Source organism: Paracoccus sphaerophysae (assembly GCF_000763805.1).
Taxonomy (GTDB): Bacteria; Pseudomonadota; Alphaproteobacteria; order Rhodobacterales; family Rhodobacteraceae; genus Paracoccus; species Paracoccus sphaerophysae.
Genome location: NZ_JRKS01000011.1, coordinates 22,422 through 48,703, shown reverse-complemented (window position 1 = coordinate 48,703; position 26,282 = coordinate 22,422). Strand labels below are relative to the sequence as shown.

General features: G+C 69.6%; 24 protein-coding genes. 8 read left to right on the top strand and 16 right to left on the bottom strand.

The features are described 5' to 3' along the window. Positions 1 to 36 precede the first annotated feature (36 nt). The 9 genes from IC63_RS05540 to IC63_RS05505 are packed head-to-tail and all read right to left on the bottom strand — an operon-like array spanning position 37 to position 8,578. Positions 37 to 1,248, bottom strand: a complete 1,212-nt coding sequence (locus tag IC63_RS05540) for a cysteine desulfurase (protein ID WP_036717718.1) — start codon at positions 1,246 to 1,248, stop codon at positions 37 to 39. Next, positions 1,245 to 1,823, bottom strand: a complete 579-nt coding sequence (locus IC63_RS05535) for a Yip1 family protein (protein WP_036717715.1) — start codon at positions 1,821 to 1,823, stop codon at positions 1,245 to 1,247. The genes IC63_RS05540 and IC63_RS05535 overlap by 4 nt, the downstream gene beginning before the upstream one ends. Continuing rightward, a complete protein-coding gene (locus tag IC63_RS05530; protein ID WP_036717712.1) occupies positions 1,820 to 2,308 on the bottom strand; it encodes a hypothetical protein in 489 nt (162 codons plus the stop codon). The genes IC63_RS05535 and IC63_RS05530 overlap by 4 nt, the downstream gene beginning before the upstream one ends. Before the next feature lie 4 nt (positions 2,309 to 2,312). Then, complete coding sequence (locus IC63_RS05525; protein WP_036717710.1) at positions 2,313 to 3,644, bottom strand: SufB/SufD family protein; 1,332 nt, start codon at positions 3,642 to 3,644, stop codon at positions 2,313 to 2,315. Beyond that, the gene (gene sufC / locus IC63_RS05520) at positions 3,637 to 4,401 is read right to left on the bottom strand and encodes a Fe-S cluster assembly ATPase SufC (protein ID WP_036717708.1); all 765 of its coding nucleotides are present in this window, start codon (positions 4,399 to 4,401) and stop codon (positions 3,637 to 3,639) included. Before sufC ends, IC63_RS05525 begins: the two co-directional genes overlap by 8 nt. A gap of 11 nt (positions 4,402 to 4,412) precedes the next feature. Next, a complete protein-coding gene (locus IC63_RS17935) occupies positions 4,413 to 4,646 on the bottom strand; it encodes an HTH-like domain-containing protein (RefSeq protein ID WP_156965365.1) in 234 nt (77 codons plus the stop codon). Continuing rightward, complete coding sequence (gene sufB / locus IC63_RS05515; RefSeq protein WP_036717706.1) at positions 4,643 to 6,169, bottom strand: Fe-S cluster assembly protein SufB; 1,527 nt, start codon at positions 6,167 to 6,169, stop codon at positions 4,643 to 4,645. Before sufB ends, IC63_RS17935 begins: the two co-directional genes overlap by 4 nt. After that, on the bottom strand, positions 6,169 to 7,221 hold the full coding sequence (locus tag IC63_RS05510) for a cysteine desulfurase family protein (RefSeq protein WP_036717704.1): 1,053 nt from the start codon (positions 7,219 to 7,221) through the stop codon (positions 6,169 to 6,171). The genes sufB and IC63_RS05510 overlap by 1 nt, the downstream gene beginning before the upstream one ends. A gap of 7 nt (positions 7,222 to 7,228) precedes the next feature. Continuing rightward, positions 7,229 to 8,578 (bottom strand): bifunctional phosphopantothenoylcysteine decarboxylase/phosphopantothenate synthase, encoded by a 1,350-nt coding sequence (locus IC63_RS05505; protein ID WP_052041907.1) that lies wholly within the window; start codon positions 8,576 to 8,578, stop codon positions 7,229 to 7,231. Positions 8,579 to 8,772: 194 nt separating this feature from the next. Between IC63_RS05505 and IC63_RS05500 the strand changes: the two genes are divergently transcribed. From IC63_RS05500 to IC63_RS05480, 5 genes are all read left to right on the top strand, one after another. Further along, on the top strand, positions 8,773 to 10,194 hold the full coding sequence (locus tag IC63_RS05500; protein ID WP_036717703.1) for a protein adenylyltransferase SelO: 1,422 nt from the start codon (positions 8,773 to 8,775) through the stop codon (positions 10,192 to 10,194). A 43-nt stretch (positions 10,195 to 10,237) separates the two neighbouring features. Further along, on the top strand, positions 10,238 to 10,924 hold the full coding sequence (locus IC63_RS05495) for an endonuclease/exonuclease/phosphatase family protein (RefSeq protein WP_036717701.1): 687 nt from the start codon (positions 10,238 to 10,240) through the stop codon (positions 10,922 to 10,924). Between the two features lie 70 nt (positions 10,925 to 10,994). Then, complete coding sequence (gene eno / locus IC63_RS05490; RefSeq protein ID WP_036717700.1) at positions 10,995 to 12,272, top strand: phosphopyruvate hydratase; 1,278 nt, start codon at positions 10,995 to 10,997, stop codon at positions 12,270 to 12,272. A 138-nt stretch (positions 12,273 to 12,410) separates the two neighbouring features. Next, positions 12,411 to 12,821, top strand: coding sequence for a DUF983 domain-containing protein (locus IC63_RS05485; protein ID WP_036717698.1), 411 nt, complete (start codon positions 12,411 to 12,413; stop codon positions 12,819 to 12,821). Next, positions 12,818 to 13,465 (top strand): NUDIX hydrolase, encoded by a 648-nt coding sequence (locus IC63_RS05480; protein ID WP_036717697.1) that lies wholly within the window; start codon positions 12,818 to 12,820, stop codon positions 13,463 to 13,465. Before IC63_RS05485 ends, IC63_RS05480 begins: the two co-directional genes overlap by 4 nt. On the opposite strand, the gene IC63_RS05475 is transcribed toward IC63_RS05480, so the two are convergent. From IC63_RS05475 to IC63_RS05445, 7 genes are all read right to left on the bottom strand, one after another. Continuing rightward, the gene (locus tag IC63_RS05475) at positions 13,453 to 13,920 is read right to left on the bottom strand and encodes a cytochrome c-type biogenesis protein (RefSeq protein WP_036717695.1); all 468 of its coding nucleotides are present in this window, start codon (positions 13,918 to 13,920) and stop codon (positions 13,453 to 13,455) included. The genes IC63_RS05480 and IC63_RS05475 overlap by 13 nt on opposite strands. Further along, entirely contained in the window at positions 13,917 to 15,875 is a 1,959-nt protein-coding gene (locus IC63_RS05470) for a heme lyase CcmF/NrfE family subunit (RefSeq protein ID WP_036717693.1), read from the bottom strand. Before IC63_RS05470 ends, IC63_RS05475 begins: the two co-directional genes overlap by 4 nt. 101 nt (positions 15,876 to 15,976) lie before the next feature. Continuing rightward, complete coding sequence (locus tag IC63_RS16915) at positions 15,977 to 16,627, bottom strand: holin family protein (RefSeq protein WP_052041906.1); 651 nt, start codon at positions 16,625 to 16,627, stop codon at positions 15,977 to 15,979. Next, a complete protein-coding gene (locus IC63_RS05460; protein ID WP_036717691.1) occupies positions 16,618 to 17,229 on the bottom strand; it encodes a holin-associated N-acetylmuramidase in 612 nt (203 codons plus the stop codon). The genes IC63_RS16915 and IC63_RS05460 overlap by 10 nt, the downstream gene beginning before the upstream one ends. Before the next feature lie 89 nt (positions 17,230 to 17,318). Beyond that, positions 17,319 to 17,762 carry a cytochrome c maturation protein CcmE gene (gene ccmE / locus IC63_RS05455; RefSeq protein WP_036717690.1) on the bottom strand — a complete coding sequence of 148 codons (444 nt, stop codon included), beginning with the start codon at positions 17,760 to 17,762 and terminating at the stop codon, positions 17,319 to 17,321. An 18-nt stretch (positions 17,763 to 17,780) separates the two neighbouring features. Beyond that, positions 17,781 to 18,593: a glutamate racemase gene (locus IC63_RS05450; RefSeq protein ID WP_036717688.1), complete on the bottom strand. Its 813-nt coding sequence runs from the start codon at positions 18,591 to 18,593 to the stop codon at positions 17,781 to 17,783. A 110-nt stretch (positions 18,594 to 18,703) separates the two neighbouring features. Continuing rightward, the gene (locus IC63_RS05445; protein ID WP_036717687.1) at positions 18,704 to 22,117 is read right to left on the bottom strand and encodes an indolepyruvate ferredoxin oxidoreductase family protein; all 3,414 of its coding nucleotides are present in this window, start codon (positions 22,115 to 22,117) and stop codon (positions 18,704 to 18,706) included. 147 nt (positions 22,118 to 22,264) lie between these two features. Between IC63_RS05445 and IC63_RS05440 the strand changes: the two genes are divergently transcribed. From IC63_RS05440 to purL, 3 genes are all read left to right on the top strand, one after another. After that, positions 22,265 to 23,158, top strand: coding sequence for a LysR family transcriptional regulator (locus IC63_RS05440; RefSeq protein WP_036717752.1), 894 nt, complete (start codon positions 22,265 to 22,267; stop codon positions 23,156 to 23,158). A 239-nt stretch (positions 23,159 to 23,397) separates the two neighbouring features. After that, positions 23,398 to 23,886 carry a hypothetical protein gene (locus IC63_RS05435; RefSeq protein WP_036717686.1) on the top strand — a complete coding sequence of 163 codons (489 nt, stop codon included), beginning with the start codon at positions 23,398 to 23,400 and terminating at the stop codon, positions 23,884 to 23,886. Positions 23,887 to 24,024: 138 nt separating this feature from the next. Continuing rightward, positions 24,025 to 26,205 carry a phosphoribosylformylglycinamidine synthase subunit PurL gene (purL, locus tag IC63_RS05430; RefSeq protein WP_036717750.1) on the top strand — a complete coding sequence of 727 codons (2,181 nt, stop codon included), beginning with the start codon at positions 24,025 to 24,027 and terminating at the stop codon, positions 26,203 to 26,205. Positions 26,206 to 26,282 lie beyond the last annotated feature (77 nt).

The following is a 26,282-nucleotide window of genomic DNA, read 5'->3' as shown; positions in this document are numbered from 1 at the left end:
AAGGCTTAGCAGCCGCGCTTTAAGATTCGCTTACCGTCAGGCGAAAAGCTCGCGGCAGAATTCCAGCGCGTGGACCAGCGCGTCGACCTCGGACCGGGTGTTGTACATCGCAAAGCTCGCGCGCGCCGTGGCCGGCAGCCCGTAGAACTGCATCAGCGGCATCGCGCAATGCGTGCCGGCCCGCACCGCGATGCCGCGCTTGTCGAGGATCGTCGAGATGTCATGGGCGTGCGCCCCGGACATCGACATCGAGAAGATCGCCCCCTTGCCCGGCGCGTTTCCCTGAATGTTCAGCCAGTTGAGCCCCGCCAGCCGCTGCGCCGCGTAATCGCACAACTCGCGCTCGTAGGCCGCGATGTTGGCCATCCCCAGGCCCATCATGTACTCCAGCGCCACGCCCAGCCCGATCTGGTTGACGATGCCGGGAGTCCCCGCCTCGAACCGCAGCGGCGGCGCGGCATAGCTGACCGAGTCGCGCGTCACCTCGTGGATCATGTCGCCGCCGCCCAGGAACGGCCGCATCTCGGCCTGACGCTCGTGCGAGATCCAGATCGCGCCCGACCCCGAGGGCCCGTACAGCTTGTGCCCGGTGATGCAGTAGAAATCGCAGCCGAGCGCCGCGAGATCGACCGGCATGTGGACCGCCGCCTGGCTGCCATCGACCAGCACCGGCACATCGGTCCCGCGGGCGATGGCGCCGACGTCGACCACGGTGCCGGTGACGTTCGACATGTGGGTCACGGCGATCAGCCGGGTGCGCGGGCCGACCGCGGCCAGCATCTTTTCGGCCGGCAGGCTGCCGTCCGGCTCGGGTTCGACCCAGCGCAGCACGACGCCCTGCCGTTCCCGCAGGAAATGCCAGGGCACGATGTTGGCGTGGTGTTCCAGCACCGACAGCAGGATCTCGTCCCCGGCCTGCAGCCGCGGCGCGGCCCAGCCATAGCTGACCAGGTTGATCCCCTCGGTCGAGCCCGAGGTAAAGATCACCTCGTCCTCATGCGCCGCGCCGAGGAACCGGGCGATGATCCCGCGCACCCGTTCGTAATTCTCGGTCGCGAGGTTCGACAGGTGATGCAGGCCGCGATGGACGTTGGCGTATTCGCCCGAATAGGCGCGGCTGATCGCGTCGATCACCACCTGCGGCTTCTGCGCGCTGGCGCCGTTGTCCAGGTAGACCAGCGGTCGGCCGTTGACCGTGGTGGACAGGATCGGGAAATCGGCGCGGATCTTCTCGACGTCGAGGCTCATGCGGACGCTCCGGGAATGAGGCCGAGGGTGGCCGCGACCATCGACATCAGCAGGCTGGTGACCATGACGGTGGCGACGATGCCGACCACGACCAGCAGCGGGTTGCGGAAGCCGTGGACGGCCATGGTCATGGCGACGATCAGGTAGCCGGCCAGCAGCAAGGTGCCGATCCCGACCAGCGCGCCCAGTGGCGGCAGCACCACGGTCAGCACCAGCTGGAGCAGTTGCAGGACGATCATCACCGCCTCGATCCAGCCGACGGCCAGCAGCGCGTCGGGGAAGCGGCCGGTTCCGCCGAAGACGCGCCCGACCTCGGACAGAAGGAACGCGCCGAGGACGGCCGAGCCGACCTGCACTCCGGCCATCGCCAGGGGCGTGGCGGCCAGCCGGGCGATCACGCCCCCGGCCTCGGCCGAGGCGGGCAGAAGCTGCGCCCCCAGCCAGCTGAGGATCGCGGCCAGCGCGGCAGTCACGAGGACCAGCGACCAGCGTTCCGACATCGTCCACGGCATCGCGCGCAGGTTCTGGAACGTCGCGAGCGGCGACCGGATGGTGTCGACGATCAGCCCGATCACGCCCGCTCTCCTCGTGGCATCAGCGCCCGCAGGCCCGAGACCCAGAACCACAGGAACGCCGCCCCGACCAGCACATGGACCAGCGTCAGCCCGGGGCCGGGCCCGATCAGGCCGTTGACCAGCCCCCCCAGCAGCATGGCGGGCGCTACCGCCGCCAGCGCCCAGACCAGCGCCAGCCGCGAATGCCGACCGTCCAGCGCTAGGCCTGCCGCGCGGGCCAGCAGCGCCACGACGCCGGCCAGCGCGATCACCAGCAGCGGCATCAGGAACAGCGTCGCCAGCAGCGCGCCGCCCAGCCGCGCCTGCAACGGCACCGAGGGGTCCAGCACCGCGGCTCGCGCGTGGCCCGGCCATTGCGCCACGAAATAGACCGCCATCGCGCCGATCAGCAGCGCGAGGATCGCCGGGTCGGACATCCCGGCGGCCCGGCGCACGGCTTGCCCCGGCGCGCGCCAGGTGGACAGCAGGGCGGGGATCAGACCCATGAGCTTAGCCGAGAGTCCCGGCCTGCGCCGTCAGCCACTGCTCGAGCCGGTCCGAGACCCGCTCGCGCAGCGCCTCGTCCTCGATCTCGGCCAGCGCGTCGGCGAGGAAAGACAGCACCAGCAGCACGATCGCCTGTTCCCGCGGCACCCCGCGCGAGCGCAGATAGAACATCGCCGTCTCGTCAATCGCGCCGGTGGTCGAGCCGTGGCTGCAGCGCACGTCGTCGGCGTAGATTTCCAGCTCGGGCTTGGCGAGGAACTGGCTTTTCTCGTCCAGCAGCAGGGCCTGGCTGATCTGGTAGCCATCGGTCTTCTGCGCCCCCGGCTTGACCAGGATCTTGCCCTGGAACACACCCGTCGCGCCGTTCTTCAGCACCTTCTTGAACACCTGCCGGCTTTCGCCGTTCAGCGCGCCGTGGGTGACGAAGATGGTGTCGTCGTGGTGGAACCCCTCGCCATTGCCCAGCACCGCGCCGGCGACATGGGCCACGGCGTCGTCGCCGGCCATCTCGACCATCGCTTCGGACCGCACATGCGCGCCGTCCAGCGACAGGGTAAAGCTTTTCAGCGCGGCGCCTTCGGCCACGCGGGCGAACAGATGGGTGACGGCGACGCGGGCATGACCGGCGCGATGCGCGGCAATGTGGTGCAGCCTGGCGCCGGGGGCCAGATCGGCCTCGATGACGACATTGCCGCGGGCGCCGACCAGGCCGTTTTCCAGCAGCGTCAGTTCGGCGCCGTCGTCCAGCCGCAGGACATGGTGGCAGACGACGTCGGCCGCGGGATCGCTGCGGCGATAGACGATCTGCACCGGCTTCGTCACAACGCCGGTGACCCGGATCACCGCGCCATCGGTCGCCGTCGCCGTGTTCAGCGCCGCGAAGGGGCGCGGGACCGGGTGCTGGCTGGCGGCCTCGAGCCGGCCATACGCCTCGGCGACCCAGTGGCCCGGCTGCGCCTCGGCTCGCGACAGCGGCAGGATCTCGACCCCCGACAGGGCCAGGTCATCGGACTCGGCGGGATCGAAGCGGTCGTCCACGAAGGTCAGCCGCAGCCGGTCGACATCCGCGAACAGGGCCGAGTCGGCGCGGGTGTCCAAGGGCAGCAAAGTCGGGGACGCGGCGTTGAACGGCGCCGGGTCGGTATAGCGCCAGTATTCGTCGCGCGGGCGCGGCAGGCCCATCGCGCGCAGCCGTGCTGCGGCGGCGGCGCGGGCGGCGGCGGTCGGGCCGGCTGCGGGCACTTCGCCCAGCCGTAGGCTCAGCGCGTCCGGGGCCGGTGCCCCGTGGCCCTCGACCGTCGGAACCTGCTGGGTCAGCGTCGCGGCGTCAGGCATCGGCGGCCACCTCGGCCAGGATATCCGCATAGCCGTTGTTCTCGACCTCGAGCGCGAGGTCGGGGCCGCCGGATTTCACGATCCGCCCGTCATGCATGATGTGGACCACGTCCGGACGGATATGATCCAGCAGGCGCTGGTAGTGGGTGATGACGAGGAACGCCCGGTCCGGGCTGCGCAGCGCGTTCACGCCCTCGGCCACCAGCCGCATCGCGTCCACGTCGAGGCCCGAGTCGGTCTCGTCCAGGATGCACATGCGCGGTTCCAGCATCGCCATCTGCAGGATCTCGTTGCGCTTCTTCTCGCCGCCCGAAAAGCCCACATTCACCGGCCGCTTCAGCATCTCGGCGTCGATCTGCAGCGCCTTGGCCTTTTCCCGCACCAGCTTGAGGAAATCGCCGGCCGACAGCTCCGGCTCGCCCCGCGACTTGCGCTGCGCGTTCATCGCCGTGCGCAGAAAGGTCATGTTGCCGACGCCCGGGATTTCCACCGGATACTGGAAGGCGAGGAACAGGCCGGCCGCGGCGCGATCCTCGGGCGCCATCTCCAGCAGGTCCTGCCCGTCCAGCGTCGCCGAGCCCTGGGTGACGACATAGCCGTCGCGACCCGACAGGACATACGAGGTGGTGGACTTGCCCGACCCGTTCGGGCCCATGATCGCGTGCACCTCGCCCGCCGGGACGGTCAGGTTGACGCCCTTGAGGATCGGCTTGTCCTCGTCTTCCAGCTTGACGTGCAGATTGCGGATTTCCAGCATCTCTTTTGTTCTCACTTTGTCGAAGGCGCTCGCATCTGGACGTATTTGGCCAGCCGCATACCCTTGCGGATTTCGGTACCGTAAGAGCGATGACCCGTACCCGCCTCGGCTATCGTGTTAATGGGCTGGCCGTCCAACTCGGCGGCATATTCAATGCCAAATAAATGGATCGCCAATGCAACCTCGCGCCGATTTGCATTGTCATAACAGCCACGAAGAACCGAGATAAGTTCGTCTGTGGTCATCCGACGCTTCCTTCCAGAGAGATGGCGACGAGGCTTTGCGCCTCCATCGCGAATTCCATCGGCAGCGCCTGCAGCACCTCGCGGCAGAAGCCGTTGACGACCAGCGCGACGGCCTCTTCCTCGCCCACGCCGCGGGCGCGGCAATAGAACAGCTGGTCGTCATCGACCTTGCTGGTCGTCGCCTCGTGTTCCACGCGGCTCGAGGTGTTCTTGACCTCGATATAGGGCACCGTGTGAGCGCCGCATTTGTCGCCGATCAGCAGGCTGTCGCACTGGGTATAGTTGCGGCTGTTGGCGGCGCGCGGGTGCATCGAAACCAGCCCGCGATAGGTGTTCTGCGCGCGACCGGCGGAAATCCCCTTGGACACGATGCGCGAGCGGGTGTTCTTGCCAAGATGGATCATCTTGGTCCCGGTGTCGGCCTGCTGGGCGTTGTTGGCGATGGCGATGGAATAGAACTCGCCCTGGCTGTCATCCCCGCGCAGGATGCACGAGGGGTATTTCCAGGTGATCGCGCTGCCGGTTTCGACCTGCGTCCACATCACCTTCGCCCGCGGCTCGCGGCAATCGGCGCGCTTGGTGACGAAGTTGTAGATGCCGCCCTTGCCGTTCTCGTCGCCGGGGAACCAGTTTTGGACGGTGGAATACTTCACCTCGGCATCCTCGAGGATGACGATCTCCACCACCGCCGCGTGCAGTTGCGCGGTGTCGCGCTTGGGCGCGGTGCAGCCTTCCAGATAGCTGACATGGCTGCCCTTGTCGGCGATGATCAGCGTGCGCTCGAACTGGCCGGTATTCTCGGCGTTGATGCGGAAATAGGTGGACAGCTCCATCGGGCAGCGCACGCCCGGCGGGATATAGACGAACGACCCGTCCGAGAAGACGGCCGAGTTCAGCGTGGCGAAATAGTTGTCCGACTGCGGCACCACCGAGCCGAGATACTTGCGCACCAGCTCGGGATGTTCGCGGATCGCTTCCGAGATCGAACAGAAGATCACCCCCGCCCGGGCCAGCTCGTCCTTGAAGGTGGTGCCCACGGACACGCTGTCAAAGACTGCATCGACCGCGACGCGGCGCGCCTCGGCGGGGGCCTCGCCAGCGCCCTCGACGCCGGCAAGGATCGCCTGTTCCTTCAGCGGAATCCCCAGCTTTTCATAGGTGGCGAGCAGCTTGGGATCGACCTCGTCCAGAGACCTGGGCTTGACCGCCATGCTTTTCGGGCGGGCGTAGTAATACTGGTCCTGATAGTCGATCTCGGGGTAGTTCAGCATCGCCCAGCGCGGCTCGGTCATGGTCTGCCAGCGGCGGAAGGCCGCGAGCCGCCATTCGGTCATCCATTCGGGTTCCTCGTTGCGCTGCGAGATCAGCCGCACGATGTCCTCCGACACGCCCTTGGGGGCGTATTCCATCTCGATCTCGGTGTCCCAGCCGTATTTGTAGGACCCCATGTTCGCCACGGTCTCGACCGTTTCGCGGTCCACGCCCTCGCGGACATCCAGATCCGCGGTCTCTGCACCAGCCATCAGCCTGCCTTCCCGTGCTTGCCCTGCCAGCGCGACCGGGCAGCCAGCCAGGCGTCGGCAAAGCGATCCAATTCCTGCCGCGTGGTCGTTGCCCCGAACGACACCCGCAGCGCGCAGCCCGCGTCGGCCTCGGCCACGCCCATCGCGCGCAGGACGCCGCTGGCCCGGACCTTGCCCGACGAACAGGCCGACCCGGCCGACACGGCAAATCCTGCGAGATCCATCTGCATTACCTGCGTCTCGCCCTTCCATCCCGGGGTCAGGACGGACAGCGTCTGCGGCAGGCGTTGGGATTCGCGCCCCGGAAACATAGTGTTCCCGTCGGCATCTTCCAGCCTCATCAGCAGATCGTCGCGCATTTCGGTCAGTTTTTCCGCCATGCCGTGCGCGAGGTCGCGCTGCGCGGCCATTGCCGCCGCGGCAAATCCCGCGATCCCGGCCAGGTTTTCGGTCCCCGCGCGGCGCCCGCTTTCCTGCCCACCCCCGCGCAGGACCGCAGCCCGGTCCACGCCCGACCGCAGCACCAGCGCGCCCACCCCGCGCGGGCCGCCCAGCTTGTGGGCGCTGACGAACCCGACCTCGACCCCCAGCCAGTCGAAGGCGAGCGGCACCTTGCCGAAGCCCTGGGTCAGATCGCTGACCGCCAGTCCCTGTGGCAGGGTCTGGATCACCCCCGTCTCGCTGTTGGCGAGTTGCAGCGTGGACCGGGCCGGGTCGGGCACGCTCACCTGCCCGGACGGGTCGGCGGCCAGCGTCTCGTCCGCCCAGGCCCGCACCGCGTCATGTTCGATGCCCGCGCAGGCCAGTCCCTGCCCCGACAGCGCCAGCGCCGCGGCCTCGGTCGCGCCCGAGGTGAAGACGATGTCCGCCTGCGCCGCGCCCAGCGCCTCGGCGATCTGGTCGCGGCTGCGCTCCAGCAGCATCCTGGCGGCGCGCCCCTCGGCATGGACGCTCGAAGGGTTGCCGATCACGTCGCACGCCTCGGCCATCGCCGCCCGCGCTTCGGGGCGCAGCGGCGCGGTGGCGTTCCAGTCCAGATAGACGCGGCTCATGGCGCGCTCATGACGCGCCCGGCGAAGCCGCGCCGGGATCGTCAAGCCCGTTCGCCCCCGCCTGCGTCCGGGCCAGTTCTACCGCGATGCGGCTGGCGAGCTGGCGCGCCACCTCGTCCTTGGGCATCCGCGGCCAGGTCTCGGCGCCGGCCTCGGTCACCAGCACCACGGCGTTCTCGGTCCCGCCCATGATGCCGGTCGCCGGGCGCACGTCGTTGGCCACGATCCAGTCGCAGCCCTTGCGTAGCCGCTTGGCGGTTGCGTTCGCCACTACGTCGTCGGTTTCGGCGGCGAACCCCACCACCAGCCGCGGCCGCGCCTCGTCGCGGCTGAGCCAGGCGAGGATGTCGGGGTTCTCGGTCATCTCGAGCGCCGGCGGCCGGCCCGAGCCGTCCTTCTTCATCTTGCGATCCGAGCTGTTCACCACCCGCCAGTCGGCCACCGCCGCGGCCATGACCGCGGCATCGGCCGGCAGCGCGGCCTCGACCGCGTCGCGCATCTCGCGCGCGGTCTCGACCGCGACCACCGTCACGCCAGCGGGCGGCGGCACCGTCGCCGGGCCGGTGACAAAGGTCACCCGCGCGCCAAGATCGCGCAGGGCCGCGGCCACCGCCGACCCCTGCGCGCCCGACGAACGGTTGGCGATATAGCGCACCGGGTCGATCGGCTCATGCGTCGGGCCCGACGTCACCAGCACGTGCCGTCCCGCCAGCGGGCCCGCGATCGCCGGCAGGTGACCGGGCGCAGGCGTCACCGCTGCGCCGGGCGCGGGCCGCATCGCCTTGGTCAGCCTCAGCGGCCGCTCGACCAGCGACGGCGCGCCCAGCGCGTCGCGGATTGCCTGCAGGATCTGTTCGGGCTCGGCCATCCGGCCCTCGCCCCACTCGCCGCAGGCCATCGCCCCTTCGTCGGGGCCGACCGTCAGCACCCCGTCCGCGCGCAGCGTCGCAAGGTTACGCCGGGTCGCCGGGTGATCCCACATCCGCACGTTCATGGCCGGGGCGATCAGCACCGGCTTGTCGGTCGCCAGCAGCAGGGTCGAGGCCAGGTCGCCTGCCAGCCCCGCGGCCATCTTGGCCATCAGATCGGCCGTCGCCGGCGCCACCACCAACAGATCGGCCGACCGCGACAGCTGGATATGGCCCATCTCGGTCTCACGCGTCAGGTCCCACAGCGCGGTGTGGCAGGGCGTGCCGGACAGCGCCGACAGCGTCAGAGGGGTCACGAACTGCGCCCCGCCGTCGGTCAGCACCGTGGTGACCTCGGCCCCGGCGCCGGTCAGCAGCCGCACCAGCTCGGGCGTCTTGAAGGCGGCGATGCCGCCCCCCACGATCAGCAGAACCCGTCGTCCCTGCATGTTCCGGCCCCTCGTCCCACGGCGTTCCACGGCGCCGGCCCCTGCGCCGGTCGCCCGAGTCCTAGGCGAGGTCGGGGGCTTGGGCAAGAAACCGACCGTCCGGGGGCGGCGGTTTCGATAGGGATCGGCTGCCGGGCCGTCGCGACGCTCGGGCCACCCTTCCAATCCGCCCCCCCGCCCCCCACATCGCAGAAATGACCGCAGCACCCCCCATCGCCTTCGACAACTCGTATGCCCGGCTTGGCCCGGGGTTCTTCAGCCGCACGCCGCCGACCCCGGTCGTCCAGCCGGGGCTGATCGCGGTGAACGCGCGGCTGGCGCAGCGCCTGGGCATCGACCCGGGCTGGCTGACCGGCGACGAGGGGCTTCGGATGCTGGCCGGGAACGCCCTGCCCGCGGGCGCCGAGCCCATCGCCCAGGCCTATGCCGGCCACCAGTTCGGCGGGCTGTCGCCGCAGCTGGGCGACGGCCGCGCCGTGCTGCTGGGCGAGGTCGTCGCGCCCGACGGGGCCCGCTTTGACCTGCAGCTGAAGGGCTCGGGCCCGACCCCGTTCTCGCGCGGCGGCGACGGGCGGGCGTGGCTTGGTCCGGTGCTGCGCGAATACCTGGTCAGCGAGTTCATGGCTGCCGCCGGCGTCCCCACCACCCGTGCCCTGGCCGCCGTCACCACCGGAGAGGCCGTCTGGCGCGAAACCGCCCTGCCCGGCGCGGTGCTGACCCGCGTCGCCGCCAGCCATGTCCGCGTGGGCACGTTCGAGTTCTTCGCCATCCGCGGCGATCTCGACCGGCTGCGGGCGCTGGCCGATCACGTCATCGCCCGCCACTATCCCGACGCCACCGGCGCGCTGGACCTGCTGCGCGGCGTGGTGGCCCGGCAGGCCGAAACCGTGGCCCAATGGATGGCGCTGGGGTTCATCCACGGGGTGATGAACACCGACAACATGGCGGTGTCGGGCGAAACCATCGACTATGGCCCTTGCGCCTTCATGGACGCCTATCACCCGGACACGGTGTTTTCCTCGATCGACCGGGGCGGGCGCTATGCCTGGGCCGAACAGCCGCATGTCGCGGTCTGGAACCTCGCGCAGCTTGCCAGCTGCCTGATCCCGCTGATGGGCGACGATCCCGACCGCGCCGTGGCCGAGGCGACCGAGGTCGTGCACGGCTTCCCGGCGCTGTATCAGGCCGGCTGGCTGCGCCGCTTTGCCGCCAAGCTGGGGCTGGCCGACCCGCGCCCCGAGGACCGGTCGCTGATCGAACGGCTGCTGACGCTGATGGCCGACCAGCGCGCCGACTTCACCCGGACCTTCCGCGGGCTGGTGACCGGCGAGGCCGCGGCCGAGTTCACCGACTCCGCCCCCTTTGCCGACTGGGCGCGCGACTGGCAGGCCCGCGGCCCCGATCTGGCGCTGGCGGCGGCGGCCAACCCCGTCCGCATCCCCCGCAACCACCGCATCCAGCAGGCGATCGACGCCGGGGTCCGGGGCGACTTCGCGCCCTTCCACCGCCTGACCGCCGCGCTGAGCGCGCCCTTCGACGACCGGGCGGAATGGGCCGACCTGGCCCTGCCCCCCGCCTCGGGCGAGGAGGTGCGGGTCACCTATTGCGGCACCTGAACTGGCGCTGGAACTCGGCCGCGCCCCGTGGCAGCAACCCCGCATGAGAACCCTGCGCGTCGCCAGCTATAACCTGCACAAATGCCGCGGCATGGTCGGGCCGCACGCGCCCGAGCGCAACCTGCAGGTGATCGCCGATCTGGACGCCCACGTCATCGCCCTGCAAGAGGTCGATTTCCGCTTTGGCGCCCGCCCCGAGGCGCTGCCCCGCGCCCTGATCCGCGAACTGACCGGGATGGAGCCGGCGCCCCACCTGACCACCAGCGAGCAGTCTCTGGGGTGGCACGGCCAGACTGTCCTGATCCGGCCCGAACTGGCCGCGCAGGCGAGCGTCCGCCGCCTGCCCCTGCCGGGGATCGAGCCGCGCGGCGCGCTGGCGCTGCGGCTGGCCGATCTGACGGTCATCGTCATGCATCTGGGGCTGGCGCGGTCCTCGCGCCGGGCGCAACTGGCGCGGCTGGCGGCGAAGGCGGCGCGGATCGGCGGCGAGCGCTTCGTGCTGACCGGGGATTTCAACGAATGGCACGACGACCGCGGGCTCGAATCGCTGGCCGGGCTGCGGGTCGTGGCCCCGGGCGCCAGCTGGCCGGCGCCGTTTCCGCAGCTGCGCTATGACCGGATCGCGGTGTCGGCCGGGCTGCGGGTCGCCGACAGCGGCGTCCATGACAGCCCGCTGGCGCGCCGCGCCTCGGATCACCTGCCGATCTGGGCCGATATAGCGCTATCATAGCCGCGACCGGCTTTCCCCGCGCGTCCCGCGACGGTATGAGGCGGCGAACCCGCCAACCCCGGAGCGCCCCATGACCGCCATCATCGACATCTTCGCCCGCGAGATCCTGGACAGCCGCGGCAACCCGACCGTCGAGGTCGACGTGACGCTGGAGGACGGCACCCTGGGCCGCGCCGCGGTGCCATCGGGCGCCTCGACCGGCGCGCATGAGGCGGTCGAAAAGCGCGACGGCGACAAGGGGCGCTATCTGGGCAAGGGCGTGCTCGAGGCCGTGGCCGCCGTCAACGGCGAACTGTCCGAGGCGCTGATCGGCGAGGATGCGACCGAGCAGCTGGCGATCGACCAGCTGATGATCGAACTGGACGGCACCCCGAACAAGGGCCGGCTGGGCGCGAACGCGATCCTCGGCGTGTCGCTGGCGGTCGCCAAGGCCGCGGCCGAAGCCTCGGCGCTGCCGCTGTATCGCTATGTCGGCGGGGCCGGTGCGCGGCTGCTGCCGGTGCCGATGATGAACATCATCAACGGCGGCGAACATGCCGACAACCCCATCGACATCCAGGAATTCATGATCATGCCGGTCAGCGCGGACAACATCCGCGACGCGATCCGCATGGGCTCGGAAGTGTTCCACACGCTGAAGAAGGAACTGTCCGCCGCGGGCCTTGCCACCGGCGTCGGCGACGAGGGCGGCTTTGCGCCGAACCTCTCCTCGACCCGCGACGCGCTGGATTTCATCCTGCGCTCGGTGGAAAAGGCGGGCTACAAGCCCGGCGACGACATCATGCTGGCGCTGGACTGCGCCTCGACCGAGTATTTCAAGGGCGGCAAGTACGAGATCAGCGGCGAGGGGCTGTCGCTGACCCCGGCCGAGAACGTCGAGTATCTGGCGAAGCTGTGCGCCGACTATCCGATCCTGTCCATCGAGGACGGCTGTTCCGAGGATGACTGGGAGGGCTGGAAGCTGCTGACCGACCGCCTGGGCGAGACGGTGCAGCTGGTCGGCGACGACCTGTTCGTGACCAACCCCGCCCGGCTGGCCGAGGGGATCGCCAGGGGCTGCGGCAACTCGCTGCTGGTCAAGGTGAACCAGATCGGCACGCTGTCGGAAACGCTGGACGCGGTGCGGATGGCCGATCGCGCCGGCTTCACCTCGGTGATGAGCCACCGCTCGGGCGAGACCGAGGATGCGACCATCGCCGATCTGGCCGTGGCCACGAATTGCGGGCAGATCAAGACCGGCTCGCTGGCCCGGTCGGACCGGCTGGCAAAGTACAACCAGCTGATCCGCATCGAGGAAATGCTGGGCGCGACTGCGGAATATGCGGGCCGGTCGATCCTGCGCGGGTAATGCCCAAAACCGGGGGGCTCGCCCCCCGGACCCCTGAGGATATTTGGGACCGCCCGATGCCAGGCTCGAATCCGGCCGACTGGCGGTCGGGCGCGCGAGTTCCTATGTTGGGTCGATCCCGGACCAGAGGTGCTGCAAATGACGACCGCCCTGCCGATCCAGACCGAACGCTCCGTTGGCGAAGCGATGAAGCGCGGCGCCTTGGGCCGCTGCCCGGCCTGCGGCGAGGCGCGCATCTTTCAGGGCTATCTCAAGGTCCGGGACCGCTGCCCGAATTGCGGCGAAGAGATGCACCATCACCGCGCCGATGACGGACCGGCCTATTTCACCATCCTGGTCGTCTCGCATCTGGCCGCACCGCTGCTGCTGCTGATCTATACGCTGTACCGGCCCTCGACCCTGACCCTCATCGCGGCGTTCCTGGGCGGGGTCACGGTGCTGTCGCTGCTGTTGCTGCCGGTCTTCAAGGGCGGCTTCATCGGGCTGCAATGGGCCAAGCGCATGCACGGGTTCGAAAACGGCGCTCCGGACCGCCCGTCCGAGCCGTGACCGACGGGGCTGCCCCCAAGGACCGGCTGCGCGACGCGGCGACGATCATCCTGATCGACCGCGACCGCGCCGAGGGGCCCGCGGTCCTGATGGGGATGCGCGGCGCCGGGGCGGCCTTCATGCCGTCGAAATACGTCTTTCCCGGCGGGGGCGTGGACCCCGAGGACGACACACCCTGCCCCGACGCCCTGTCCGACGCCTGCCGCGCCCGGCTGTCCGCCGAACCGCGCGCCGAATCGGACGTGGCGCCCGACGCGCTCGCCTGCGCGGCGCTGCGCGAGATGGCCGAGGAAACCGGCCTGTCCGTCGCGCCCTCGGCCGACGACCCGTTGCTGTTCGTGTTCCGCGCCATCACGCCGCCCGGCCGCCCGCGGCGGTTCGACGCGCGGTTCTTCCTGATCGACGCGCGCAACATCACCGGCGATCCCGACGATTTCTCGGCCGCCTGCGACGAGTTGGGCCACCTGCACTGGGTCCCCGTCGCCGAAGCCCGGACGCTGGACCTGCCCTTCATCACCGAGGTTGTGCTGGCCGAGGTCGAGGCGCTGGTCCGCGCCACCGGCGACGCGCCGCTGGCCCCGCCGCCGACCGTCCCGTTCTTCGACAATCGCACCGACGAGCCGCGCTTCGTTCAGCTGTCCTGATCGGCCATCAGCGCGTCCAGCCGGGCGCGTTCGTCGGCAGTCAGCGTCGGCGCCGGGGCAGCCTCGGGGCGGCGGCCGCGCAGGAACAGGAACGCCCCCAGCGCCGCGATCAGCGCCATCACCGGCCCGGCCCAGTACAGCACCAGGTTGCCGCCTTCGGCCTTGGGTTCGAACAGCACGAACTCGCCAAAGCGCGTGGTCACCGCGTCGATCACCTGGGCGTCGGTGTCACCGGCGGTCAGCCGTTCGCGCACATACAGCCGCAGGTCGCGGCTGATCGGGGCGTTGGATTCGTCGATGTTCTCGCCCTGGCAGACCGGGCAGCGCAGCACCTGCCCGATCTCGCGGGCGCGGGCCTCTAGCGCCGGATCGGACAGCACCTCGTCGGGCTGCACCGCCCAGGCGGCCTGCGCCAGCGTCACCGCCAGCGCCGCAAGCAGCAGGCGGGCCCTCATTCCGCGGCCACCGGCCGTGCCGCGGCCCGGCGCGAGGCCGCCGCCACCCGCCAGCGCCGGTCAGACAGGCTGACCAGCCCGCCCAGCGCCATCAGCCCGCAGCCGAGCCAGATCCAGAAGGCGAAGGGCCTGATATAGGTGCGCACGGCCCAGCCGCCGCCCTGCTGCGGATCGCCGATCACCACATAGACGTCGCCGGTGAACGAGGACCGGATCGCCGCCTCGGTCGTCGGCATCGCCTGCACTGGATAGACCCGCTTTTCGGGATGCAGCACGCCGATCTCGCGCCCGGTGCGGGCGACCCGGATCGCGGCGGTGGTCGAGACATAGTTCGGCCCCTGTTCGTCCTGCACGTCCTGGAGCGTGAAGTCATAGCCGGCGACAGTGAAGCTTTCGCCCTCGCGGGCGACGCGGATATCCTCGACCGACCAGGCCATCAGCAGGCTGATGCCGACGAAGGTGACGCCCAGCCCGGCATGGGCGATGACGCGGCCCCAGTCGGCGCGCGGCAGACGGGTCAGGCGGCCGGCCTCGCGACCCGCGCGCTGCCAGATGTCGATGGCGGCACCGCCGATCAGCCAGGCGCCCAGCGCGGCGCCGACCACGGCCAGCGCCGAATGGCCGGTGGTCACCGCGAAGGCCAGCCCAGCCGCCGCGACCGCGAGGATCGCGGCCGGGGTCAGGGTGGCGATGGCGCGGCCGACGCGGCCCCGCTTCCACGGCAGGATCGCCCCGATCGGCAGCGCGAGCGCCAGCGCGACCATGAACGGCGTGAACGCCTTTTCAAAGAACGGCGCGCCCACCGACAGCTTGCGGCCCCAGGCCATCTCGGCCACCAGCGGCCAGATGGTGCCGATGAAGACGACGAAGGCCGCCACCGCAAGCAGCAGGTTGTTCAGCAGCAGCGCGCCCTCGCGCGATACCGGCGCGAACACGCCGCGCGCGGTCATCGACCCGGCCCGCGCGGCATACAGCGTCAGCGCGCCGCCCACGAAGGTGGCGAGGATCGCCAGGATGAAGATCCCGCGCGTCGGGTCGCTGGCGAAGCTGTGCACCGAGGTGATGACGCCCGAGCGGACGATGAACGTGCCGATCAGCGAAAAGCCGAACGCGATGATCGCCAGCAGGATCGTCCAGCTTTTCAGCACCTCGCGCTTTTCCACGACGATGGCGGAATGCAGCAGCGCGGTGGCCAGCAGCCACGGCATGAAGCTGGCATTTTCCACCGGGTCCCAGAACCAGAACCCGCCCCAGCCGAGTTCGTAATACGCCCACCAGGACCCCAGCGCGATGCCGATGGTCAGGAACATCCACGCGGCCAGCGTCCAGGGCCGGACCCAGCGCGCCCAGGCGGCGTCGACCCGGCCCTCGATCAGCGCGGCGACGGCAAAGCTGAACGACATCGATAGCCCGACATAGCCGAGATAGAGGAACGGCGGGTGGAAGGCGAGGCCGGGGTCCTGCAGCAGCGGGTTCAGGTCGCGCCCGTCGAATGCCGGGGGGAACATCCGCTCGAACGGGTTCGAGGTCAGCACGATGAAGGCGAGGAATGCCGCCCCGATGGCGCCCTGCACCGACAGCACGCGGGCGCGCAGCGCGGGCGGCAGATGTTCGCCAAAGCTCGCGGCGGCCGCGCCGAACAGCGACAGGATCATCACCCACAGCAGCATCGAGCCTTCGTGGTTTCCCCAGACGCCGGTGACCTTGTACAGCATCGGCTTGGCCGAGTGGCTGTTTTCATAGACCAGCGCGACCGAGAAGTCCGAGGTGACGAAGGCCACGGTCAGCGCCGCGAAGGCGATGCCGATCAGCCCGAACTGAGCCAGCGCGGCGGGGCGCGCAGCCTCCATCCAGGCGGGCCAGCCGCGGGTGGCGCCGATCATCGGCACGACGGTCTGGAACAGCGCCACGGCCAGCGACAGGATCAGCGCGAAATGGCCAAGCTCGGCGATCATGAAAAAGCCCCCGGAGAAATGTCCGGGGGCCAGAGTAAGGCTGCAGGCCCGTCGCCACCAGCCCCGTCAGCGCGGCCGGTCGTCACAGCACCGTCAACGCCTCAGCGCAGCGTCGCCGCCCAGTCGCGCAGCGCGGCGTTGTCGGCGAAGCCGTCGGCCGGGCGGGTCGCAGGCTGCGCTTGGGGGACGGAATCGAGATGCTGTTCGACCTCGGCCACCACCACCGCCGGCTCGCCCACCGGAACTTGCGGCGCGGTCCAGCCGTCATCCTCGGCGTTTCCGACCGGGACATGGGGCGCGCGCCAGCCATCGTCGGCCGCGACCACCTTGGTCCTGACCGAGGCACGGGGCCAGACGCGGCGACGGAAATAATGCGCCTCGCGGGCGCCGAAGTAGAAGCTGACGATCGCCCCCATCAGCCACCACAGCGGCTCGGGCACCAGCGCGAGACCCTCCATCCGGGCCGAGAACCCGACCGGCTCGACCATCGCATAGATGAACAGACCGATGGTGCCCAGGGTCAGCAGCGGCCGGGGCAGCCGGTTCAGCCCGTTCATCGCGCAGTCCCACCAGTTGGCGGGAGATTGCGCGAATTCGGCGGTGTGCTGGGCGATGGCGCGGGCATAGGCTTCCTCGTCCAGCTCCATCCGCCGGGTGGCGCTGGGGGTGAGGATCTCGGCCATGCCGGTGGCCGCGTTGCCGACCGCGGAGACGGTCGAGCCCATGCCGATGAAGCGGTCGATCATGCCCATTTTGCGGTCCTCATGCGGTGTTCGGCGGTGCTCAGGTGATATTTCGGCGCGATGAATTCCTCGGCCCGGGTGATCCAGCCGCCCTTGCCGCCATCCTTGCGGCGGGCGTATTTGCGGCTGGCCGGCCGGGCGTCGGCGAGGGCGTAGTAGTAATTGCGCCGCGCGATCCCGTAGGCGTCGGCGATATGGGCCGGCGCCGCCGCGGCCGCCGCCTGCGCCGCCGCGATGGTGCGCGGCCCGATGATCCCGTCATCGCCGCAGGCGAAGCCCATGCGCGACAGCAGCCGCTGCAGCAGCTTCACCGCGTTGGCGCCGGCATTCACCTGCATGTCGAAGACGTTGGCCTGCAGCGCCTGCGGCAGCCGGTCCAGCCCTGGCCCGCGGAAATAGTGATCGACATAGATGCGTGCCGCCTGCGCCCGGCTGAGCGCGCGGACATCGGCGACGTCCACCCGCCCGTCGCCGTTCACGTCCACCCCCAGCCGACGCAGGGTCCCGATGGTGACGCCGTGATTGGTCGCCCCGCCGGGGTCGTCGGGGTCGTTGACGTAGCCCCCCTCGCGCGCGACGATCTGCGCCGCGATCCGTTCGACCGTCTGCATCCGGTCCCCCTCCCCTTGCCTGTAAACGGACCAGAGGGTGACCGGATGGCGTTAACGATGGCTTAACCTTCCGCCCGTTGCCGGAGGGATCAGGAGTTCGGCTCCTGATAGACGCCCTGCTCCTTGAGCGAATCGGAGACTTCCTTGGGCATGTAGTTCTCGTCGTGCTTGGCAAGTATCTCGTCGGCGACGAAGACGCCGCCCTGCATCTGGCCGGTGCCAATCATCCCCGCATTCTCGGCGAACAGGTCCGGCAGCACGCCGGTGAAGCGCACCGGAACGGTGGCACCGCCATCGGTCACCGCGAAGGTGATGACATGCCCGTCGCCGCGGACCAGAGAGCCCTGTTCGACCAGCCCGCCCAGACGGAACACCTCGCCGGCCTCGGGGGGCGATTCGGCCAGCTGGCTGGGCGAGCGATACAGGTTGATGCCGTCGCGGAAGCCATAGCCGATCAGCACGACCGCCAGAACAAGCGCCAGCGCGGCGGCGGCCAGGACCTGGATGCGGCGCTTTTTCTTCAGAGATCTCATCGGGGTAACCTCGCTGTCTCAGGCCGCTTCAAAGCGGATCGGCTGGCGCAGGAACTGGGTGGCCTTGGCGGTGACGCGGGCCGGATCGCCGGTCGTCAGGAATTTCGATTGCGTGCCCGATCCGCGATATTCGGGACGCCGGTTCAGGTAATCCTCGAGGCTTTCGGCGACCAGGCCAGCTTGGGAATAAACCTTGACCTGGGGGCCGAGGGCCTTCTGGAAGGCGCCTTCCATCAGCGGATAATGGGTGCAGCCCAGCACCGCCGCCTGCGGGTGCGGCATCCGGCGCTTCAGCGCCTCGACATGAGAGGCGACCAGCGCCTCGGCCAGCATCTCGTCGCCGTCCTCGATGGCATCGACGACGCCGCCGCAGGGCTGCGCCTCGACATCGACGCCGATGGCGCGGAAGGCCAGCTCGCGCTGAAAGGCGCGGCTGGCGACGGTGGCGGGGGTGGCGAACAGGGCGACGTGCTTGACCTCGACCTCGCGCGGGGGCGAGTTGTCGCCCCATTGCCGTTCGGTCAGCGCCTCGATCATCGGGACGAAGACGCCCAGCACGCGCTTGCCCTGGGGCAGCCAGGTCTCCTGCATCCGCTTCAGCGCCGCGGCGCTGGCGGTGTTGCAGGCGAGGATCACCAGGTCGCAGCCCTCGGACCACAGCCGCTCGACGCCCGCGCAGGTCAAGGCAAAGATGTCGTCCGGGGTGCGCACGCCATAGGGCGTGTGGGCGTTGTCGCCCAGATAGACGAGCGGCAGGTCGGGCATGCGGGCGGCGATGGCCTGATGCACCGTCAGACCGCCCAGCCCCGAATCGAACACCCCCACCGCCATTGGCACCCCCGAATGCGTCAGCGGTTATCTAGGCGCTGCGCGGGCCGATGGAAATGACTTCGATCAGTCGGGCCGATCAAAGCCGGGCGATCAATGCCGGGCGAGCGCCGTCATTCCGCCGCCATGGCCATCGGCGCGGAAGTCGGACGGCCGCCGGCGCGGAACTCGGCCAGCAGTTCGGCCCGCCGCACCGCCGCCTTTTCCATCGCCGCGTCCTTGATGAAGCCATAGCCGCGGATCTGCTGGGGCAGCGCCGCCAGTTCGCGCGCGGTTTCCAGCGTCGCGGGCGTCACCTTCGGCAGCAGCTCGGCCATGTCGCGTTCGTATTGCGCGGCCAGCGCCCGTTCGCGGCGGCGTTCTCCCTGCCAACCGAAGACGTCCAGCGGCGTGCCCCGCAACCCGCGCATCGCGGCGAGCCCCCGGAACAGCGGCAGCATCCAGGCGCCGAAATCGCGCTTCTGCGGCCGCCCCTCGGGGGTGCGGCCCGGCAGGAAGGGCGGCGCGAGGTGGAAGGTCAGTCTGGTGTCGCCCTCGAACACCCGCGCGACGTTCTCGGCGGTGGTCAGGTGCAGGCGCGCGACCTCGTATTCGTCCTTGATCGCCAGCAGCCGATACCAGCTGTCGGCCACCGTTTCGCGCAATTCGGGGGGCGCGAGATCGACGAGCTTGAGGAACCGCCGCTTCAGCCGCTCGCCCTGATAGCCGACCAGCCGCTCGGCGCGATAGGCGACCGGGTCCACCGCCTGCGGCAGAGCGGCAACCGGCTGCGCCACGGCCAGGTGCAGCACCGCCCAGCGGCCGATCTGGAAGGCGCGCTTGTTTTCCTCGGCCTTGGCGCCGTTCAGCTCGATCGCGCGCAGGATCGCGGCCTCGGTCAGCGGGATCAGCCCCTGCTGCCACGCGGCGCCGGTCACCAGCATGTTGGAATAGATCGAATCGCCCAGGTAGCGCTCGGCCAGCTTCGAGCTGTCCATGAACGCCACCCGGTCCTGCAGCCGCGCCTGCAGCGACATCTTCAGCCGGTCGCCGGGGACGTGGAAATCGCGGTTGCGGGTGAATTCGCCGGTGATGATCTCGTGGTCGTTCACCACCGCGCCCGTGCGCCCTTGCGTCATCAGCCCCAGCGTGCGGGCGCCGGCGGTCACCACCAGGTCGCCGCCGATCACGGCGTCGGCCTCGCCCACGGCGACGCGGATGGCGCTGATATCCTCGGGGGCGTTCGCCAGCCGCAGGTGGATATGGACCGCCCCGCCCTTCTGGGCGAGACCGGCCATTTCCATCATGCCCGCGCCCTTGCCGTCGATCTGGGCGGCCTGCGCCAGCACCGCGCCGATGGTCACGACGCCGGTGCCGCCCACGCCGGTGATGACGAGGTTATGGGTGCCCTCGATCGCCGGCAGCACCGGGTCGGGCAGCGCCGGCAGCTCCAGCGCCTCGGCGGCCGGGCGGCGCAGCTTGCCGCCCTCGACGCTGACAAAGCTGGGGCAGAAGCCTTTGACGCAGGAATAATCCTTGTTGCAAGAGGACTGGTCGATGGCCCGCTTGCGGCCCAGTTTCGTGTCGAACGGCACCACCGAGACGCAGTTCGACTGCACCGAGCAATCGCCGCAGCCCTCGCAGACTTCGGGGTTGATCCAGATCCGGCGGTCGGGGTCGGGGAAGGCGCCCTTCTTGCGGCGGCGGCGCTTTTCGGCGGCGCAGGTCTGGACATAGACGATGGCGGTGACGCCGGGCACCTGCGCCAGCTCCTTCTGCACCGTCATCAGGCTGGCGCGTTCCTCGAACCGGATGCCCGCGGGGAAGAGGCTGCGGTCCACCTGCTCCTTTTCGTCATGGACGACCACCACCGGCACGCCCAGAGCGCGCAATTCGGCCACGATCTGCGGGGCGGTCAGCTCGCCCTCGTTCGGCTGGCCGCCGGTCATGGCGACGGCGTCGTTGAACAGGATCTTGTAGGTGATGTTGGTCCCCGCGGCCTTCGCCGCCCGGATCGCCAGCGAGCCGGAGTGGTTGTAGGTCCCATCCCCGAGGTTCTGGAACACATGCGGGCGGGTCGAGAACGGCGCCTCGCCGATCCAGTTCGCGCCCTCGCCGCCCATCTGGGTAAAGCCGGTGGTTTCCCGGTCCATCCACTGGACCATGTAGTGACAGCCGATCCCGGCATAGGCGCGGCTGCCCTCGGGCACCTTGGTCGACGAGTTGTGCGGGCAGCCGGAACAGAACCACGGCGTCCGCACGGCGATCTCGGGGGCATTGTCGGCGCGGCGGACCTCGGCCAGCCGGGCAAGGCCGGCGGCGATTCGGTCGGTGCCGCGGCCTTCCTCGGCCAGGATCTCGCCAAGCTTCTGGGCGATCGTCACCGGGTCCAGCGCATAGCGGGTCGGGAACAGCTCGACCTGGCGGCCGTTTTCCCAGCTGTCGCCTTTGTGCCAGCCATAGACACGACGGCCGCGGCGGTCGTCGAAGATCGCCTCCTTGACCTGCACCTCGATCAGCTTGCGCTTTTCCTCGACCACGATGATGAGGCTGAGCCCCTCGGCCCATTCGTGGAAGCTGGTCATGTCCAGCGGCCAGGTCTGGCCGATCTTGTAGGTGGTGATGCCCAGCCGTTCCGCCTCGGCCTCGTCGATGCCCAGCAGATGCAGCGCGTGGACCACGTCCAGCCAGTTCTTGCCCGCCGCGCAGATGCCGATCTTGGCGCCCGGCTTGCCCCAGACGCGCCGGTCCATGCGGTTCGCGCGCGAGAACGCCTCGGCCGCAAAGCGCTTGTAGTCGATCATCCGCGCTTCCTGGGCGACCGGCGTGTCGCCCAGGCGGATGTTCAGCCCGCCCGCGGGCATGACGAAATCCTGGGGCGTCACGAAGTTCAGCCGGAACGGATCGCCGTCCACGACCGAGGTCGCCTCGACGGTGTCCTTCATCGTCTTGAGGCCGGTCCAGACGCCGGCAAAGCGGCTCAGCGCCCAGCCATACAGCCCATAGTCGAGGATTTCCTGCACCCCGGCCGGCGACAGCACCGGGATATAGGCGTCCACCATCGCCCAGTCGGACTGGTGCAGCACGGTCGAGCTTTCGCCGGTGTGGTCGTCGCCCATCGCCATGACCACGCCGCCATGCGGCGAAGTGCCGGCCATGTTGGCATGGCGCATCACGTCGCCCGAGCGGTCCACGCCCGGCCCCTTGCCGTACCACAGCGCAAAGACGCCGTCGTATTTCCCCTCGCCGCGCAGTTCGGCCTGCTGGCTGCCCCAGATGGCAGTGGCGGCGAGGTCCTCGTTCAGCCCGGGCTGGAACAGCACGTTGGCCGGCGCCAGCAGCTTCTTGGACTTCATCATCTGCAGATCGACGCCGCCCAGCGGGCTGCCGCGATAGCCGGAGACCAGCCCGCCGGTGTTCAGCCCCGCCGCCTTGTCGCGCGCGGCCTGCATCAGCATCAGCCGCACCAGCGCCTGGGTGCCGTTCAGAAGGACGTGCCGCCGGGACGTATCGAAACGGTCCGCCAGCGAGATATCCTGGACGCTCATCGTGGCTCCTCCCCCGGCTACGAACGGCTGGGGCATTATAGGTCAGAAAAACTGACCGATAAAGTCCTTTGTTGGCAGGGCGAGGCGGGCTAAGCGTTGCGCTAACCGCATGGCTGGAATGCGGACGACAGGGGGAACAGCGCGATGATGGACTGGGACAAGTTGCGGATTTTCCACGCTGTTGCGGATGCCGGCAGCCTGACCCATGCCGGCGACACCCTGCACCTGTCGCAATCCGCCGTCAGCCGGCAGGTGCGGGCGCTGGAAGAATCGCTGGGCACGACGCTGTTCCACCGCCACGCCCGCGGCCTGATCCTGACCGAACAGGGCGAGATGCTGTTCGACGCCACCAAGGCGATGAGCCGCAAGCTGGACACCACCGCGGCCCGCATCCGCGACAGCGAGGAGCATGTCTTCGGCGAGCTGAAGGTGACGACCACTGTGGGCTTCGGCACGCTGTGGCTGGTCCCGCGCCTGTCCAAGCTGTATGCGCGCTATCCCGATCTCAAGATCGACCTGATGCTGGAAGAACGCGTGCTGGACCTGCCGATGCGCGAGGCCGACCTCGCGATCCGCATGAAGGAGCCCAGCCAGGCCGACCTGATCCGGCGCCGCCTGCTGAACATCCGCATGAGGCTGTATGCGACGCAGGAATACCTCGAACGCACCGGCACGCCGCGCGCGCTGGCCGATCTGACCGGGCACCGGCTGATCTGCCAGAACCCGCAGACGCCGCAGGTCGGGTCGGGGGCGGCCCTGTCGCAGATGCTGCTGGGACAGGGCATCACCTCGACGCTGATGGTGAACAACTATTTCGGCGTCCTGCAGGGGGTGCTGAGCCATGTGGGAATCGGGGTGCTGCCGGATTACCTGACCGCCGACTTTCACAACATCATCCGGGTCCTGCCCGAGGTCGAATCGACCGAGGTCCCGGTCTTCCTCGCCTTCCCCGAAGAACTGCGCAGCTCGCGCCGCGTCGCAGCATTCCGCGACTTCGTCCTGGAGGAAATCCAGGAGCTGCGGCGCACGCTAGGCGAGTGAAGCCCGCCGGGTGGGCGGGGGCGGAACTGTCGCCATGCAGCAACAGCATAGCGGTCATGCTGCAACAGCAGCAACCTCATGCTTGTCAATAGGGCGGCCCGACCCTTAATTGGGCAGTGAAGCGATGGGTCATCCATCTCTTCACCTCCCTGTTGGACTTGCCGGGCGTCAGCCCGGCTTTTTTTTTTTGCTTCCGCCCCATCGGCCCCAGCCACACACGAAGTCGTGTCAGGCGACCCATGAACTTTCGTCTTACCCTGACCGCTCTGGCTTTCGCCTTCGCGGCGGTCCCCGCGCTGGCCGCCGATTGCGGCGGTGCCGTGCGCTTTCCCGCCGGGCAGTGGGGCGCCGTCGTCACGGGCGCGCTCAGCGGGCTGGAAAGCTGCGACCATACGCTGAGCGCCCGCAAGGGGCAGACCCTGCGCGCCGCGCTCGACGGGTCGTCGCTGGACCTGATCGCGGTCGAGCCGGTCGAACGTGACTTCGCCTCGTGCGACGCGCTGGTGCTGGATCGGGACGGGTCGGTGACGCTGCGCGTGCTGCAGACCCGCGCCGCCCCGCGCCAGTCCTCGGCCGCCAAGCCCGCCGCCACCGCGATGCCGCTGGTCCCCGACCAGCCCGAGGCGGTGACCGTGACCGGCGCCCATGGCGTCATCATCGGCCGCACCCGCAACGACGCCCGCAAGGGCGGCAGCCGCGACTTCTCGGCGGTGCTGAACGTCGAATGAGCCGTCGCCGGCCGGCCCCTGCCGCCCGCCCTTCCCTCGCCCGCCCCCGGCCGGCCCCTGCCGCCCGCCCTTCCCTCGCCCGGCGCCCGCCACTAGAAGACGGCGCAAGGACGGACCAAGCGAGGGGCGCGCGACATGATCCAGGAACCCACCATCACCGACGAGCTGATCGCCGCCCACGGGCTGAAGCCCGACGAATACCAGCGCATCCTCGACATCATCGGCCGCGAACCCAGCTTCACCGAACTCGGCATTTTCTCGGCGATGTGGAACGAGCATTGTTCCTACAAATCCTCCAAGAAATGGCTGCGCACCCTGCCCACCACCGGCCCGCAGGTGATCTGCGGCCCCGGCGAGAACGCGGGCGTCGTGGATATCGGCGACGGGCAGGCCGTGGTCTTCAAGATGGAGAGCCACAACCACCCGTCATACATCGAGCCGCATCAGGGCGCGGCGACCGGCGTCGGCGGGATCCTGCGCGACGTCTTCACCATGGGCGCGCGGCCCATCGCGGCGATGGACGCGCTGTCCTTCGGGCGCCCCGACCACCCCCGCACCGCGCATCTGGTCAAGGGCGTGGTCGAAGGGATCGGCGCCTATGGCAACGCCTTCGGCGTCCCGAACGTCGGGGGCGAGGTGCGCTTTCACCGCGCCTATGACGGCAACTGTCTGGTCAATGCCTTTGCCGCCGGCCTGGCCGATGCCGACCGCATCTTCTATTCGGCCGCCTCGGGCGTGGGGATGCCGGTGGTCTATCTGGGCGCCAAGACCGGCCGCGACGGCGTCGGCGGCGCGACGATGGCCTCGGCCGAGTTCGACGACACCATCGAGGATAAGCGCCCGACCGTGCAGGCCGGCGACCCCTTCACCGAGAAATGCCTGCTGGAAGCCTGCCTCGAGCTGATGCAGACCGACGCGGTGATCTCGATCCAGGACATGGGCGCGGCCGGGCTGACCTGTTCCGCCGTCGAGATGGGCGACAAGGGGGGCTTGGGGATCCGGCTCGACCTCGACCGGGTGCCCACGCGCGAAACCGCGATGACCGCCTACGAGATGATGCTGTCGGAATCCCAGGAACGGATGCTGATGGTGCTGAAGCCCGAGAAAGAGGCCGAGGCCCGCGCGATCTTCGAGAAATGGGACCTCGACTTCGCCATCGTCGGCGAGACCATCGCCGAGGACCGCTTCCTCATCCTGCACGGCAACGCGGTCAAGGCCGACCTGCCGCTGTCGAAGCTGTCCTCGAACGCGCCGGAATACGACCGGCCGTGGGTGGAAACCGCGCCCGCCGCGGCCCTGCCCGCGCTGCCCGAGATCGCCCCGATCGCGGCGCTGAGGGCGCTGATCGGCTCGCCCAGCTATGCCCACAAGGCTTGGGTCTGGGAACAATACGACACCCAGGTCGGCGCCGACACGGTCCGCAAGCCGGGGCTGGGCGCCGGAGTCGTGCGGGTCCACGGCACGACCAAGGCGCTGGCCTTCACCAGCGACGTGACGCCCCGTTACGTCAAGGCGAACCCGGTCCAGGGCGGCCGGCAGGCGGTGGCCGAGGCGTGGCGGAACCTCGTCGCCTGCGGGGCGACTCCGCTGGCCGCCACGGACAACCTCAACTTCGGCAACCCCGAAAAGCCCGAGATCATGGGCCAGTTCGTCGGTGCGATCAAAGGGATCGGCGAGGCCTGCACGGCGCTGGACATGCCGATCGTGTCCGGGAACGTGTCGCTGTATAACGAGACCGACGGCCAGGCGATCCTGCCCACGCCGACCATCGGCGCGGTGGGGCTGATCGCCGATCTGGACCAGATCATCGCCGGCCAACCGCGCGGCGGCGATGTCGCGCTGCTGATCGGGGCGACGGCGGGTCACCTGGGCCAGTCGGCGCTGGCCGCCGAGGCCTGGGGGATCGAGACCGGCGACGCCCCGCCGGTCGACCTCGCCGCCGAACGCCGCAACGGCGATTTCCTGCTGGCCCATCGCGCCCATATCGGCGCCGCGACCGACCTGTCCGACGGCGGGCTCGCGCTCGCGGCCTTCGAAATGGCCGAGGCGGCGGGGATCGGGGTCACGTTGGACGCGGGCGACATCCCTACGATGTTCGGCGAGGATCAGGCGCGCTACCTGCTCGCCTGCCCCGCGGCCGAGGCGGAAACGCTGATCGAGGCTGCCGCCCGCCAGGGCGTCCCGGCCACGCTCGTCGGCCGCTTCGGCGGCGACCGGGTCACGCTGGGCACCGACAGCGCGCCGCTGGCGGACCTGTCGCAGCTGTATCGCACGGCCTTCGCCCGCGCGATCCACGGCGACGTCCCCGATCACGCCTGAGGGGGGGGCCGGCCCCACCCCTTCGGGCGGTCGCAAATACCCCGCGGGGGTGAACGCTTGCGTTCAGGGGGCGCGAA

What these genes read in the sequence shown, in the direction of transcription:
- IC63_RS05540 (WP_036717718.1), bottom strand. Translation starts at nt 1,248, where the DNA reads ATGAGCCTCGACGTCGAGAAGATCCGCGCCGATTTCCCGATCCTGTCC.
- IC63_RS05530 (WP_036717712.1), bottom strand. Translation starts at nt 2,308, where the DNA reads ATGGGTCTGATCCCCGCCCTGCTGTCCACCTGGCGCGCGCCGGGGCAA.
- IC63_RS05525 (WP_036717710.1), bottom strand. Translation starts at nt 3,644, where the DNA reads ATGCCTGACGCCGCGACGCTGACCCAGCAGGTTCCGACGGTCGAGGGC.
- sufC (WP_036717708.1), bottom strand. Translation starts at nt 4,401, where the DNA reads ATGCTGGAAATCCGCAATCTGCACGTCAAGCTGGAAGACGAGGACAAG.
- IC63_RS17935 (WP_156965365.1), bottom strand. Translation starts at nt 4,646, where the DNA reads ATGACCACAGACGAACTTATCTCGGTTCTTCGTGGCTGTTATGACAAT.
- sufB (WP_036717706.1), bottom strand. Translation starts at nt 6,169, where the DNA reads ATGGCTGGTGCAGAGACCGCGGATCTGGATGTCCGCGAGGGCGTGGAC.
- IC63_RS05510 (WP_036717704.1), bottom strand. Translation starts at nt 7,221, where the DNA reads ATGAGCCGCGTCTATCTGGACTGGAACGCCACCGCGCCGCTGCGCCCC.
- IC63_RS05505 (WP_052041907.1), bottom strand. Translation starts at nt 8,578, where the DNA reads ATGCAGGGACGACGGGTTCTGCTGATCGTGGGGGGCGGCATCGCCGCC.
- IC63_RS05500 (WP_036717703.1), top strand. Translation starts at nt 8,773, where the DNA reads ATGACCGCAGCACCCCCCATCGCCTTCGACAACTCGTATGCCCGGCTT.
- IC63_RS05495 (WP_036717701.1), top strand. Translation starts at nt 10,238, where the DNA reads ATGAGAACCCTGCGCGTCGCCAGCTATAACCTGCACAAATGCCGCGGC.
- eno (WP_036717700.1), top strand. Translation starts at nt 10,995, where the DNA reads ATGACCGCCATCATCGACATCTTCGCCCGCGAGATCCTGGACAGCCGC.
- IC63_RS05485 (WP_036717698.1), top strand. Translation starts at nt 12,411, where the DNA reads ATGACGACCGCCCTGCCGATCCAGACCGAACGCTCCGTTGGCGAAGCG.
- IC63_RS05475 (WP_036717695.1), bottom strand. Translation starts at nt 13,920, where the DNA reads ATGAGGGCCCGCCTGCTGCTTGCGGCGCTGGCGGTGACGCTGGCGCAG.
- IC63_RS05470 (WP_036717693.1), bottom strand. Translation starts at nt 15,875, where the DNA reads ATGATCGCCGAGCTTGGCCATTTCGCGCTGATCCTGTCGCTGGCCGTG.
- IC63_RS16915 (WP_052041906.1), bottom strand. Translation starts at nt 16,627, where the DNA reads ATGGGCATGATCGACCGCTTCATCGGCATGGGCTCGACCGTCTCCGCG.
- IC63_RS05460 (WP_036717691.1), bottom strand. Translation starts at nt 17,229, where the DNA reads ATGCAGACGGTCGAACGGATCGCGGCGCAGATCGTCGCGCGCGAGGGG.
- ccmE (WP_036717690.1), bottom strand. Translation starts at nt 17,762, where the DNA reads ATGAGATCTCTGAAGAAAAAGCGCCGCATCCAGGTCCTGGCCGCCGCC.
- IC63_RS05450 (WP_036717688.1), bottom strand. Translation starts at nt 18,593, where the DNA reads ATGGCGGTGGGGGTGTTCGATTCGGGGCTGGGCGGTCTGACGGTGCAT.
- IC63_RS05445 (WP_036717687.1), bottom strand. Translation starts at nt 22,117, where the DNA reads ATGAGCGTCCAGGATATCTCGCTGGCGGACCGTTTCGATACGTCCCGG.
- IC63_RS05440 (WP_036717752.1), top strand. Translation starts at nt 22,265, where the DNA reads ATGGACTGGGACAAGTTGCGGATTTTCCACGCTGTTGCGGATGCCGGC.
- IC63_RS05435 (WP_036717686.1), top strand. Translation starts at nt 23,398, where the DNA reads ATGAACTTTCGTCTTACCCTGACCGCTCTGGCTTTCGCCTTCGCGGCG.